This window comes from Pseudomonas antarctica (genome assembly GCF_001647715.1).
Taxonomy (GTDB): Bacteria; Pseudomonadota; Gammaproteobacteria; order Pseudomonadales; family Pseudomonadaceae; genus Aquipseudomonas; species Aquipseudomonas antarctica_A.
The window spans coordinates 1,876,987-1,888,909 of sequence record NZ_CP015600.1 but is presented as its reverse complement, the minus strand read 5'-3'; the positions used below and the strand labels follow the sequence as shown (position 1 = coordinate 1,888,909).

Annotated in this window: 19 protein-coding genes and 1 pseudogene; 19 read left to right on the top strand and 1 reads right to left on the bottom strand. The window is 58.7% G+C overall.

The features are described from left to right. Nucleotides 1-133: 133 nt before the first annotated feature. The 13 genes and pseudogenes from A7J50_RS08740 to A7J50_RS08685 all read left to right on the top strand — a co-directional run bounded on the left by A7J50_RS08740 (nt 134) and on the right by A7J50_RS08685 (nt 6,671). The gene (locus A7J50_RS08740; RefSeq protein ID WP_064451440.1) at nt 134-964 is read left to right on the top strand and encodes a GPO family capsid scaffolding protein; all 831 of its coding nucleotides are present in this window, start codon (nt 134-136) and stop codon (nt 962-964) included. Nucleotides 965-1,004: 40 nt separating this feature from the next. Then, nucleotides 1,005-2,012 (top strand): phage major capsid protein, P2 family, encoded by a 1,008-nt coding sequence (locus A7J50_RS08735; protein ID WP_064451439.1) that lies wholly within the window; start codon nt 1,005-1,007, stop codon nt 2,010-2,012. 3 nt (nt 2,013-2,015) lie between these two features. Next, a complete protein-coding gene (locus A7J50_RS08730) occupies nt 2,016-2,717 on the top strand; it encodes a terminase endonuclease subunit (RefSeq protein WP_064451438.1) in 702 nt (233 codons plus the stop codon). Between the two features lie 104 nt (nt 2,718-2,821). Continuing rightward, entirely contained in the window at nt 2,822-3,283 is a 462-nt protein-coding gene (locus tag A7J50_RS08725; protein ID WP_064451437.1) for a head completion/stabilization protein, read from the top strand. Beyond that, nucleotides 3,283-3,495: a tail protein X gene (locus A7J50_RS08720; protein ID WP_064451436.1), complete on the top strand. Its 213-nt coding sequence runs from the start codon at nt 3,283-3,285 to the stop codon at nt 3,493-3,495. The genes A7J50_RS08725 and A7J50_RS08720 overlap by 1 nt, the downstream gene beginning before the upstream one ends. Before the next feature lie 27 nt (nt 3,496-3,522). Further along, nucleotides 3,523-3,876, top strand: a complete 354-nt coding sequence (locus A7J50_RS08715; protein WP_064451435.1) for a putative holin — start codon at nt 3,523-3,525, stop codon at nt 3,874-3,876. Between the two features lies 1 nt (nt 3,877). Continuing rightward, the gene (locus tag A7J50_RS08710) at nt 3,878-4,156 is read left to right on the top strand and encodes a phage holin family protein (protein ID WP_064451434.1); all 279 of its coding nucleotides are present in this window, start codon (nt 3,878-3,880) and stop codon (nt 4,154-4,156) included. Beyond that, entirely contained in the window at nt 4,153-4,998 is an 846-nt protein-coding gene (locus A7J50_RS08705; RefSeq protein WP_064451433.1) for an N-acetylmuramidase domain-containing protein, read from the top strand. Before A7J50_RS08710 ends, A7J50_RS08705 begins: the two co-directional genes overlap by 4 nt. After that, nucleotides 4,995-5,198 carry a hypothetical protein gene (locus A7J50_RS08700; RefSeq protein ID WP_064451432.1) on the top strand — a complete coding sequence of 68 codons (204 nt, stop codon included), beginning with the start codon at nt 4,995-4,997 and terminating at the stop codon, nt 5,196-5,198. The genes A7J50_RS08705 and A7J50_RS08700 overlap by 4 nt, the downstream gene beginning before the upstream one ends. Further along, complete coding sequence (gene lysB, locus A7J50_RS08695) at nt 5,195-5,644, top strand: Rz-like lysis system protein LysB (protein WP_064451431.1); 450 nt, start codon at nt 5,195-5,197, stop codon at nt 5,642-5,644. Before A7J50_RS08700 ends, lysB begins: the two co-directional genes overlap by 4 nt. After that, nucleotides 5,559-5,738: pseudogene (lysC, locus tag A7J50_RS31885) on the top strand (Rz1-like lysis system protein LysC); the annotation flags it as partial. The gene lysB and the pseudogene lysC, both read left to right, overlap by 86 nt. Further along, complete coding sequence (locus A7J50_RS08690) at nt 5,735-6,217, top strand: phage tail protein (RefSeq protein ID WP_064451430.1); 483 nt, start codon at nt 5,735-5,737, stop codon at nt 6,215-6,217. The pseudogene lysC and the gene A7J50_RS08690, both read left to right, overlap by 4 nt. Then, complete coding sequence (locus A7J50_RS08685) at nt 6,207-6,671, top strand: phage virion morphogenesis protein (protein ID WP_064451429.1); 465 nt, start codon at nt 6,207-6,209, stop codon at nt 6,669-6,671. The genes A7J50_RS08690 and A7J50_RS08685 overlap by 11 nt, the downstream gene beginning before the upstream one ends. 8 nt (nt 6,672-6,679) lie before the next feature. Here the strand turns inward: A7J50_RS08685 and A7J50_RS08680 are convergent, their stop codons facing one another. Continuing rightward, nucleotides 6,680-7,240, bottom strand: a complete 561-nt coding sequence (locus A7J50_RS08680; RefSeq protein WP_156526263.1) for a hypothetical protein — start codon at nt 7,238-7,240, stop codon at nt 6,680-6,682. Nucleotides 7,241-7,370: 130 nt separating this feature from the next. Here A7J50_RS08680 and A7J50_RS08675 point away from each other — a divergent pair, with 130 nt between their 5' ends. From A7J50_RS08675 to A7J50_RS08650, 6 genes are read left to right on the top strand one after another with little or no spacing between them, the layout of a single operon-like run. Next, nucleotides 7,371-7,949, top strand: coding sequence for a phage baseplate assembly protein V (locus A7J50_RS08675; protein WP_064451428.1), 579 nt, complete (start codon nt 7,371-7,373; stop codon nt 7,947-7,949). Continuing rightward, nucleotides 7,946-8,290: a GPW/gp25 family protein gene (locus tag A7J50_RS08670; RefSeq protein ID WP_064451427.1), complete on the top strand. Its 345-nt coding sequence runs from the start codon at nt 7,946-7,948 to the stop codon at nt 8,288-8,290. The genes A7J50_RS08675 and A7J50_RS08670 overlap by 4 nt, the downstream gene beginning before the upstream one ends. Further along, nucleotides 8,287-9,198 carry a baseplate J/gp47 family protein gene (locus tag A7J50_RS08665; RefSeq protein ID WP_064451426.1) on the top strand — a complete coding sequence of 304 codons (912 nt, stop codon included), beginning with the start codon at nt 8,287-8,289 and terminating at the stop codon, nt 9,196-9,198. Before A7J50_RS08670 ends, A7J50_RS08665 begins: the two co-directional genes overlap by 4 nt. Next, nucleotides 9,198-9,818, top strand: a complete 621-nt coding sequence (locus A7J50_RS08660; protein ID WP_064451425.1) for a phage tail protein I — start codon at nt 9,198-9,200, stop codon at nt 9,816-9,818. Before A7J50_RS08665 ends, A7J50_RS08660 begins: the two co-directional genes overlap by 1 nt. Beyond that, nucleotides 9,811-11,352: a phage tail protein gene (locus A7J50_RS08655; RefSeq protein ID WP_064451424.1), complete on the top strand. Its 1,542-nt coding sequence runs from the start codon at nt 9,811-9,813 to the stop codon at nt 11,350-11,352. Before A7J50_RS08660 ends, A7J50_RS08655 begins: the two co-directional genes overlap by 8 nt. Nucleotides 11,353-11,373: 21 nt before the next feature. Beyond that, nucleotides 11,374-11,799, top strand: a complete 426-nt coding sequence (locus A7J50_RS08650) for a phage tail assembly chaperone (protein ID WP_064451423.1) — start codon at nt 11,374-11,376, stop codon at nt 11,797-11,799. Nucleotides 11,800-11,923 lie beyond the last annotated feature (124 nt).

Sequence of the window (11,923 nt, the reverse complement as noted above, 5' to 3'; positions counted from 1 at the left end):
CCTGCGAGTCAGTAGCTCCGTGCCTTGTAGCTCTGCCCTCTACAATCCCGCCCCGTTGCCGCAACTCGCGCGCGTCACGACCATGCCCCTCATTGCAACGCATTTAGCGCCCAAAGCATTGAGGATTCCCGGCATGAAGAAATTTCGCAGTAATTGGTTCCGCGTCGCCGTCGAGGGCGCTACCTCTGACAAGCGCACCATCAAACGCAGCTGGCTGGAACAGGCCGCGAAAAACTTCAACCCGTCCACCTATGGCGCCCGCATCTGGCTGGAGCACTTCCGCAGCTTGCTGCCAGACAGCCCTTTCAAGGCCTACGGTGACGTGCTCGCGGTCAAGACCGAAGAAGTGGAAATCAACGGCCAGAAGAAGCTAGCCCTGTTCGCGCAGGTCGAACCGACGCCCGACCTGATCGCCATGAACAAGGCCAAGCAGAAGATTTACACCTCGATCGAAATCGACGACAGCTTCTCGGACACCGGCGAAGCTTATATCGTCGGCCTGGCGGTGACCGACTCCCCAGCCAGCCTGGGCACCGACGTACTGTCTTTCTCCGCGCAGAAGCCAGAATCCAGCCCATTCAAAGACCGCCATTACTCGGCAACGTCGATGTTCACCGAGGCAGTGGAAACCGAGCTGCAGTTTGAAGAAGTCGAAGACAAGCCCGGCCTCGGCGCCCAGCTTTTCAGCAAGGTTCAGGCGCTACTGGGCGGCAAACAGGCGAAGGACGATGCAGAGTTCGCCCAGATCGGCCAGGCCGTCGAAGCGATTGCCGACCACGTCAAAGACCTGCCGGATCAACTCGCCGCCGAGAAGAAATTCTCCGGCGAACTGCACACAAAGGTTGAGCAACTCAGCAAAGACCTGGTCGAGCTGAAAACGACCCTCGGCAACACACAAGATCACTCCCAAACCCAGCGCCCACCGGTAACCGGCGGCGGCAAACAAGCCCTGGCTGAATTCTGACCTGCGGCCTCAACCGCCCAACCCACTATCGGAGACACCCATGCGTAACGACACTCGAAAACTCTTCACTGGCTACCTCGCCCAGGTAGCACAGATCAATGGCGTCGAATCGGCCACCGCCACGTTCAGCGTGGACCCGACTATCCAGCAGCGCCTGGAAACCAAGATTCAGGAATCGAGCGAGTTCTTGACCAAAGTCAACGTCATCGGCGTCGACGAACAGGAAGGCGAAAAGGTCGGCTTAGGCGTCGGCGGCACTGTTGCCAGCCGCACCAACACCAAGGTCAAGAAACGTGAGCCGAGCAGCATTGGCACCTTGTCCAGCGACAAGTACCGAGCTGAGCAGACCGACTTTGACACCTACGTCAGTTACAAGCAGCTCGACGCCTGGGCGAAGTTCCCAGACTTCCAGACTCGCCTGGCTGGTGCAATTGCCCAACGCCAGGCGCTCGACCGTATCCAGATCGGGTTCTATGGCATCTCGGCTGCCGAACAAACCGACCGCACTGCGCATCCGCTGCTGGAAGACGTCAACATCGGTTGGCTGCAGCAATACCGCACCCACGCACCTGACCGTGTACTGAAGGAAGGTGCCGTCGCCGGCAAGATCACCATCGGTAAAACTGGCGACTTCAAGAACATCGACGCTCTGGTCTACGACGCCATCCAGTTGCTCGACCCTTGGTACCGCCGCAACCCTGGGTTGGTGGTGCTGACCGGCCGCGAGCTGGTCCACGACAAGTTCCTGGCCCTCGTCAACAAAGACCAAGACGCCACCAACACCCTGGCGAGCGACCTGATCATCTCGCAACGCCGCGTCGGTGGCCTGCCGCTGTACGAAGTCCCTTACATACCTGAAGGCACGATCCTCATCACCACCTTCGCCAATCTGTCGGTGTACTGGCAGATCGGCGGGCGCCGCCGTTACCTCAAGGAGGAGCCGGAGTGGAATCGTGTATCCAACTTCGAATCGTCGAACGAAGCCTACGTGGTCGAGGAATACGGCCTGGGCTGCTTGCTGGAAAACATCACACCGGTCGAGGGCTAACCCATGGCACTTAGCATCGCCCAAGCCCACCAGCGCCGCGCTCGCGCGGCAATGGAGGCGGCCAAAACGGCGCCGCAGCAATCTATGGCCGGTGCCACTGCCTACGAGCATCAGTTGAATCAGCTGCTGCAGGACCGGCTGCGCTTGAAAGCCATTCAGTCCAACGAAGGCAAGGCCGCGCTCAAGCTGCAACTGCTGCCCGAGTACATCCCCTATGTGGAGGGTGTGCTTGAAGCTGGAAACGGCGCCCAGGACGACGTCATGACCACCGTCATGGTCTGGCGTGTCGATGTTGAGGACTACAGCGGCGCACTGGACATCGCTGACTACGTCCTCAAGCACAAGTTGATCATGCCGGATCGATTTGAACGCACCACCGGCTGCCTGGTGGCTGAAGAAATCGCCACCGCCGCACTTAAAGCGCAAAAGGCCAACGGCAGTTTTGACCTGAGCATTTTGCACCGCACCGTCGAGCTTACCGAAGCCGAAGACATGCCCGACCAGGCCCGCGCCAAGCTGTTCCTGGCAACCGGCCGCGCCACCCTGCACGGCATTACCGCCGATGAGCCCGGCCAGCCGGGACAGATCCAGGCCGGTATCGATCTGCTCAAGCGCGCGATCGAACTGCACGACGGCTGCGGCGGCAAGAAAGATTTGGACGGCGCCGAACGCCTCCTGAAAAAACACGCTGCCACCGGCAGCTAATCGAGCGTCCCCACGCACCCCGCCGGCTCGGTGTGGATCGGCCAGGCCGTTCCTCCTGAACGTGAAGCCCCGACCACCGGCGATCTATTTTCGAGTGCAGTCTCATGAGCGCATTTGTTGCCAGCGGCACAGTCGCCAGCGGCCACATCAACACCGACCCATTCTGGCCGTCGATTGACCTGGATAACCTGCGAGCCACCCTGCGCATCGATGCCAGCGTCACTCCTGCCCGCTTGGAGACCGCCGTGATTGCTGCCGCAATCAACCTCAATCGTGAGTTAACTGACTGGCGAGAGGCTCAGCAGGCCGCTGGCTACACCAAGCTGGATGACGTCCCTGGTGATCGGATCAAAGACGTATCGGTAAAGGCCCACCTCTACCGCCGAGCGATCGAAGCCGGCACCGGCGCCGAAGTATGCGAGCGGTACCGCGACTACAGCGCTACCAACACGGGCAACAACAAGGCCGAAGAGGTTGCCCCCAGCATCGACGATTACCGGCGCGACCTAAGGTGGGCCATCCGCGACTTTCTTGAAAAAAGCCGCACCACCGTGGAGCTGATCTGATGCCCACCGCAGTCCGCACCAACCAAAACGACACCGTCGATGCCCTTTGCTGGCGATTTTACGGCCGCACTGCAGGCGTCACGGAGGCCGTGCTGGAGGCCAACCCCGGCCTGGCCGACCATGGGCCAATCCTGCCTCAAGGCCTTGTCATCAACATGCCCGAAGCCCAAACCAGCGCGCCCCAGCGGCAGATGGTGAACCTATGGGACTGATCCTCTGCAACCAAGGAAACCCACACCATGGCTGATCCGACTTCCAGCGTTGTGTCCGGCCTGCTTATTGGCTTGGGCCTGGCGAGCGTCACGCCCGTCATCGACGATGGCGCGCTATTCGGCGCCATCCTCGGTGCCTGGCTGGTTACCAGCACCAAGCGTGACCTCAAGGTCTGGCAGCGGCTGGGCTCACTGTTCCTGTCGGCCGGCGTGGGCTATCTGTTCGCGCCCATGGCCCTGCAGGCAATCCCGTTTATCACCAGCGGTGGCAGCGCCTTTATTTGTGCCCTGGTGGTCATCCCGATCAGCATCAAACTGATGGTTTGGGTGGAAAAGGCGGATATCTGGGACATCTGGCGTCGCATCCGAGGGGGCACCTGACATGCCGAACATCGAACTGGCCGTGCAGTTGATCGCGGCAATCGCCTACTTGCTGAGCGCCCTGCGCCTGGCCTGCTACACCCGAGGCGAGGCGCGGTACCGGCGCAGCATCTCACTGCTGGCGAGCCTGTTTGGCGCCACGTTGTGCATCTGCGGACTGGAAATCTTGCTGGACCGTCAACCAACCAGCCTCGGGCAGGCCGCATCCATCGTGCTGCTCTGCATCCTTATTTTCCGTTCACGCGGCAACGTCGCCGCCCTGTTGAGGCCCAGCGCATGACCACCACCCTTCGCCATGGCGACCGTTCGCAAGCCGTGCTTATCCTGCAAAAGAACCTCAACAGGCAAGGTGCCAATCTGGTGCCGGACGGCCATTACGGTGATGCCACGGAGGCAGCCGTGCGTGCATACCAGCTGAAGGTTGGTCTGGTGGCCGATGGCGTCGCTGGCACCAAGACCCAAGCAAGCCTCGCTGGTGGCGACTGTGCCCAGCTGCTGCGCAACCATGACCTGGTAAACGCCGCTGAACGTCTCGGCGTGCCGCTGGCAACTATCTACGCAGTCAACGAAGTGGAATCGAAAGGCAAGGGCTTCCTCGATAACGGCAAGCCAGTGATCTTGTTCGAACGGCACATCATGTACCGCCAGCTCGCCAAGGTTCGGCGCATGGGGGATGACGCTGCAGAGGTCAAACGCCACGCCGATGAACTGGCCGTGACTAACCCAGCCCTGGTCAACCCGAAGGCCGGTGGCTACATCGGCGGTACCGCCGAACACCAGCGCCTGGCAATGGCCCGCCTGATCGATGACACCGCCGCCTTGGAGTCAGCGTCCTGGGGCACCTTTCAGATCATGGGGTTCCACTGGCAACGCCTCGGCTACGCCAGCGTGCAGGACTTCGTGGCGGCGATGAGTGCCGGCGAATTTCAACAGTTCGACGCCTTCACTCGCTTTATCGAAACCGATCCGGTGCTGCACAAGGCCCTGAAAGCCCGCAAATGGGCCGAGTTCGCCCGGCTCTACAACGGCCCGGACTACCTGCGCAATCTCTATGACACCAAGCTCCAGCGCGCTTATGACAGGCACGCCAACTGCGAGTGCGGGCAAGGGGTGTCGGCATGATCGACTTCAAAGCAGTGCAAAAATTACGCGTGCAGGACGGTGACCTGCTGGTGGTTCCCGAATCGACCGAACAGGACGACATGCAGCAATTTGCCGAATCCATTCATTTGATGAACGGCGCCAGGGCAGTGATCGTGCGCGGCCCGATCAAGCAGCTCGACACCGCAACTATGAACAAACTCGGCTGGTATCGCGCGTGATTACCCTGCGCCAGGCCATGTACGGCATCGCCCTGCTCGGCGCCCTGGGTCTGCTGATCTGGAACCAAGAAACACGCATCGACGTCGCTGAGGGCAAAACCGAACGGGCGCAAGATGCGGCCAAGACCGCCCGCGACGACGCCGACCGTAACCTGAAAACTGCCAACACGCTTACCGACACATTGAGACAGGAGCGTGACGCGCAGAGCAACCTGCGGGCCCAACAGGATCAGTTGCGCCTGAGCCTGGCAAAGCGCGAGCGGACAATAGAGGAACTGAAGCTTGAAAATGACGACCTTCGGAAATGGGCTGATCAGCCTTTGCCTGACGCTGCTCGGCGGCTGCGCGAGCGCCCCGCCATCACCGGCGCCGCCGCTTATCGTGACTGGCTGTCCGGCCGTGGTGCCGTGCCACCTACCGGCGACCGGTCCCCTCAACAACGGTGACCTCCTTACCGACGGAGACCGCGCCGAAGCCGCATGGGCAGACTGCGCGGCACAGGTAGACATGGTCTACAAACACCAACAGGCCAGCCAATGAACAAGCCCGAAAGCCTGCGCGCTCATCTGCTGGCCACCGTCGCCGAACTCCAGCACAACCCCGATCTCTTGCTGATATTCATCGACAACGGCAAGGTCCGCTGCACCGCTGCGGCAAGCCTATCCTTTGAATACAGTTACGATCTGCAGATCATTATGACCGCATTTGCGGGCCACCCTGATAGCGTCATGCTGCCCTTGCTCGGATGGATCAGCGTCAATCAGCCTGAACTGTTGGAGAACTACGATAAAGCGCAAAACGGCGTGCAGTTCGAGGCCGACATTCTCGACAAGGACAAAGTAGACCTCGGCCTGACACTCCACCTGACAGAGCGGGTGGTGATAGGCAAGGATGACCAGGGCAATACCACCGTGAGGCATGCCGGCGAGCCACAGCGTGTGGCAGGTTATCTTGATCCGAACTGGGTGCCAGGATCCAAAGGCAATGCCGACGAATGGGTAGTACCAGATGGCCGATAAACTGGAAGCGCTTGAAACTTGGGCGGCCGGCCTACTGGAGAAACTCCAGCCCGCCGCCCGGAATCAGCTTGCCCGCTCCATTGGCCAGGAACTGCGACGGAGCCAACAAAAACGGGTGCAGACACAGCTAAACCCTGACGGCAGCAAGTTCGCGCCACGTAAAAAGCGGGACTTGCGCGGTAAGCAAGGCCGCATCCAGCGTAAGGCTGAGATGTTCAAAAAGCTGCGCACCGCGACCTATATGAAAGCCCGAGGCGACAGCAATGCAGTTACGGTAAGTTTCACAGGGCGCATCGCCAAGATAGCTAGGGTTCACCAATTTGGTTTGAAGGATCGGGCAGAACGGAATGCGCCAGATGTAAATTACGAGCAGAGGGAATTGCTGGGCTTTACAGATGCCGACATAGATTTAATCCGCGATGGTCTATTAGCTCATATAAAAATCGATAATTAAATTTTCATTTAGGCTGTTCGTGCAGCTTCAGCTATTTGCAGCTTGAGGCTATCGCATGCTTTCCCCAGATCTAATTGGGCATCAGATGCAATATCGAGAAAGTCCTCTCCGGAACTTCCATTCAAATAGGCGCGCTTATGCGAAGCATTTATCGCATTGATTTTTTCTCGAACTTTTATGACTTTATCGAATGCCTGGGAAAATTCCTCCCCATATATATCAATAATCATTTCAATACGATTAAAGTCAACACCTTTCTTTTCCGGATCATTAATCATATCAAGATACTGGTTATAGTCTATTTGCCCACGCATAACCAAGGTCAAATTTATATAATGACTAAAAAATAAATTATTCCAGTGACCTATTAAAATATACAACTCCTCTAATCGCTCCTTTCTCTGTTTGTTGTCATTTAATTTTTCGCTATGCCTTAACTGCTCCTTCAAATTCCTGAAATTTGCCCTATTTGTTAGCCACACACTAAATGTGGTGAGAAACGCACCAAAAAGTACGCCTGCAAGCCCGACCCATGATTCAGATGATGCATGCTTAATAACGTCAAACATTTTTGTCTTCCCCGAATACTCATAAATAGCCTGCTTTCGTACTATATCGACTTCCGTCAGGGATTGTATAAGAGCCTCATACAACCCCTAAAAGCTGCATCTTCGCGCGTGCAACCTCAACATCGGCGCCATGAACGATTTTGCCGCCCTATCTCGCCTGCTCGAAAACCTCATCCGCTTCGGCGTCATCGCCGACGTGCAGGTGGAGCCCCCACGCGTGAAGGTAATGACGGGGAAGCTGACCACCGCCTGGCTTCCATGGCTCGCTCCGCGAGCAGGCTCCGACCGTGAGTGGGATCCGCCTACCATTGGCGAGCAGGTGATCCTGTTCAGCCCATCCGGACAACTCGCTAACGGCATCGTCGTGACAGGTGTGTTCAGCGACCACATCCCGGCCAATGGCAACCGCGCCGGCCTGCACCGCCGAACGTATGCTGACGGTTCAGTGATTGAGTACGACAGCGTGGCCCACCACCTAAACGCCACACTGGCCGACGGTGGCACCACCAATCTAATCAGCCGTGGCGGCATCAACCTGGTCGGCGACATCAAACACCAGGGCGACTACATCCAAACCGGCAATCAGACTGTCACCGGCCGGGTTGACGTGTCGATTGACGTGGTTGCAGCCGGTGTCAGCTTGGTCAAACACCCGCACACCGGCGTCAAGGTCGGCGGCGACCAGTCGGGGGTGCCCATCCCATCATGAACCGACAAACCGGCGGTGCCATCGGCGAGCGCGATCACATCAGTCAGGCCATCACCGACATTCTCACCACCCGAATCGGCACCCGTGTGATGCGCCGCGAATACGGCAGCCTGTTGCCCGAACTGGTAGACCACCCTTTTAACGACGTCACCCGCCTGCGCGTATACGCGGCCACCGTCATGGCAGTGATGCGCTGGGAAACCCGCATCAGCTTGAGTCTCGTGCAATTTGTGGGAGCGAACATGCAAGGCCAGGCCTCGATCGATCTGGAGGCCACAGTGGTGGACACGAATGAACCGCTGAGCCTCAGCGTGCCGCTGCAGCTGGGAGGCAGTGTATGAACAGCTTCGCCGCCATCGACCTTAGCCAACTCCCGGCGCCGCAGATTGTTGAGCAAGTCGACTTCGAACAGATCTTGGCCGAGCGTAAGGCCTATGCGATCAGCCTGTGGCCGGTCGAAGAACAGGCGGAAATTGCCGCACGTCTGGAAATGGAATCCGAGCCACTGACCAAGCTGCTGCAGGAGAATGCCTACCGTGAAACCGTATGGCGGCAACGCGTCAACGAAGCATCCCTGGCCAACCTGCTCGCCGCGGCGCGAGGGACAGACCTGGAACAGTTGGCCGCAAACTTCAACGTCAAGCGCCTGGTGATCCAAGAGGGCCGAGCCAACGCCATCCCCCCCGTGCCAAAGCTCATGGAAGGAGACGACAGTTTGCGCGAGCGTGCGCAGATGGCCTGGGAAGGTTTGAGCACTGCCGGCCCACGCAACAGCTACATCTTTCACGCCAGGGCGGCGGATGGCCGGGTAGCTGATGCCACAGCCGAAAGCCCCTCACCAGCAGTTGCCGTCGTTACCGTGCAATCACTTCTGGGTGATGGCACGGCTGCTCCTGAACTGCTCGCCGTCGTCAACACGTACCTCAGCGACGAGGACCGTCGGCCGGTGGCCGACCGCCTGATTGTTCAGGGCGCGCAAATTGTGCGCTACCAGATCAAGGCAAAAGTCTACCTCCTGTCGACCGGGCCGGAGTCCGAGCCAATTCTTGCCGCTGCCGAAGCGCGTCTGTTGACCTACGTCAACCAACGTCGCCGCCTCGGTATGGAAGTGTCGAGATCGGCAATCCACGCCGCACTTCACGTAGAAGGCGTGCGCAAGGTGGAGCTGGAAGGCTGGGTCGATATCGTCGCGACCAAGGCCCAGGCGCCCTACTGCACCGGTGTCGACGTCAAGCGAGGCGCAGAATAATGGGTGTCCAGCAACTACTGCCGGGCAACTCCACCCCTTTGGAGCATCACGCGGCGCAGGCGCTCGCGCAGATCCAGCGCGTGCCTATCCCTTTACGACAGCTGTGCAATCCGGACACCTGCCCGGTTGCGCTGCTGCCTTACCTGGCCTGGGCCTTTTCAGTCGACCGCTGGGATAGCAAATGGACTGAGGCAGCCAAGCGCGCCGCCATCCGCTCATCCCACTACATCCACTCGCGTAAGGGCACCATCGGCGCACTGCGCCGTGTCGTCGAGCCGCTGGGCTACCTGATTGAGGTGCTGGAGTGGTGGCAGACCACCCCACAGGGCGTGCCGGGTACTTTCGCCATCAAGGTCGGAGTACTCGACACCGGGATCACCGAAGAGATGTATCAAGAACTCACCTGGCTGATTGATGACGCCAGGCCGGTGACCCGACATCTCACAGGCCTGGCAATCAGCCTCGAAACACAAGGGGTTTTGAACATTTGTGTTGCCTTGTACGAAGGCGACGAAATCGACGTTTACCCACCGGTCATGCGTGATATCGAGGTCACTGGGACCATAGGCATAGTCGGGCGCGAACACTCCATAGACACACTGGACGTTTATTATGATTGATGGGAACTCTCAGTTTTTCGCGATCCTCACCGCTGTGGGGAGAGCCAAGCAGGCGAACGCCGACGCGCTCGGCGTGCCATGGAAACTCACCGAGATGGGCGTGGGCGATGCCAATGGTACGGACCCCATTCCGAACGAACTGCAAACCCGGCTCATCAACGAGTGGCGACGCCGCCCGCTGAATCAGCTGCGAGTCGATCCCATCAACGCCGCCGTGATTATTGCTGAACAGATAATTCCGGCCGATGAAGGCGGACGCTGGATCCGTGAGATCGGTCTGTACGACGCGGACGGTGACCTGGTGGCCGTGGCGAACTGCGCGCCCAGCTATAAGCCGGCCCTATCGCAAGGGTCAGGGCGTACTCAAGTCGTGCGGATGAATTTCATCGTTGCCAGTACCGGCAACATCACGCTCAAGATTGACCCGGCGGTGGTACTGGCAACCCGCGAGTACGTCGAACAACGGATCATGGAAGAGCTTTACAAGCTCGACAACAAGCAGTCGGTACGTGTGGCCACCACGGCAAACATCGCCCTGGCGGGCCTACAGACCATCGACGGTGTTGTGTTGGTTGCTGGGGATCGCGTGCTGGTAAAAAACCAGACTGTCGCAAAGGACAACGGCCTGTACATCGCTGCGGCGGCCGTATGGAAGCGTTCGGACGATGCTGACAGCAATGCAGAAGTGACGTCGGCGCTTCTGGTATCGGTCGAGCAAGGCGCCACTTTGGCCGATACGCGCTGGCAGTTGATCACGGACGGTGTGATCGTCCTAGGCACCACGCCATTGACCTTTCAGAACGTGACTCAAGGTTTTGCGCCGATCAATTCTCCCGCGCTCCTGGGGTCTCCAACTACACCAACCCCTGCACAGTTTGATATCAGCAAGCGATTAGCGACTACTGAGTATGTGCAGCACGCTCTTGGCAGTTATGCAGGGCAAACGAACTACACGGGCGACACAGCTTTAACTGCGGCAGATGTGGGAAGGCTGAGTAACTTTGCACAACTTTCGACGGTTGCTTTACCCCCAGCGTCGAGTGTTGCGGCCGCGTCATTGATCACTATCGGCAGCTCTTTGTCTGGCGGTGTCTGGGTGGTCGCTGCGACGGGGGACACCCTGACAAATACGATTACTGAGCCAGGGCCATTTTTCATCCCGGTCGGCTCCCTGGGCGTATTCCGCCGACTATTAGGGGGGAGCGGATGGAGTTTTGATGGTGGGGACGCCTCACTTAAGTACTCGCCGGGTTTCTCCGCGCGCCTTACGGCGAACGGCTATCAGAAATTGCCTTCGGGTCATATCGAGCAATGGGGCATCGTTCCTCCGATCCCAGCTGGCGGTTCGGTCCTGATCAATTACCCGATCAAATTCCCCAACGGCCCCTTGGCGATTGTGGCTGGGGCGGGAGCATCGCAGGCGGGTAGTCCTGGGATTAACTCATATAACGAATCCGCCGGTCAGGTCAGATTCTGGAATTCATCACTCACTGTCGCCACGCAAGCAAGCACCTATTTTGCGAAAGGCATTTAGATCTCTTTAGGAGATGGATTTATGTTCGCGTCCAAAAAAACTGGTTACTTTTACGACCCAGCAGTTAACGAATTCATGCCCTCGGATGCTGTGGAAATTGACGCTGAAATACATGCCGCTCTATTGAAGGGGCAAGGTGAAGGCAAGGTAATCACTTGGGCTGAGGATGGTTATCCATTCCTGTCGGATCCCACACCGCCCTCCCAAGAAGCACTCGCAGCGGTCGAACGGGCATGGCGTGACTTGCAGCTCGGCGCAACGGATAGCGTCGTAACGCGGCATCGCGACGAACTCGAGGACGGTTCGCCAACTTCCCTTACGCCCGACCAGTACGCGGAGCTGCAAGCCTATCGCCGACAGTTGCGTGATTGGCCGGAAGCCGGCGAATTCCCTCTGAACGAGCATCGACCGGCAGCGCCTGGGTGGCTGGCGGTGACTGCGGAGTGATTCGACTTCGGGACACTCACCACTTGATCCTGTAGACACCCCGCTTACAAGCCGCGCCGCTCGCCCAATCGGCGCGCGCGCGGCAGCCTGTGCACTGTCATTCCATCACAGCGCAGGCATAACC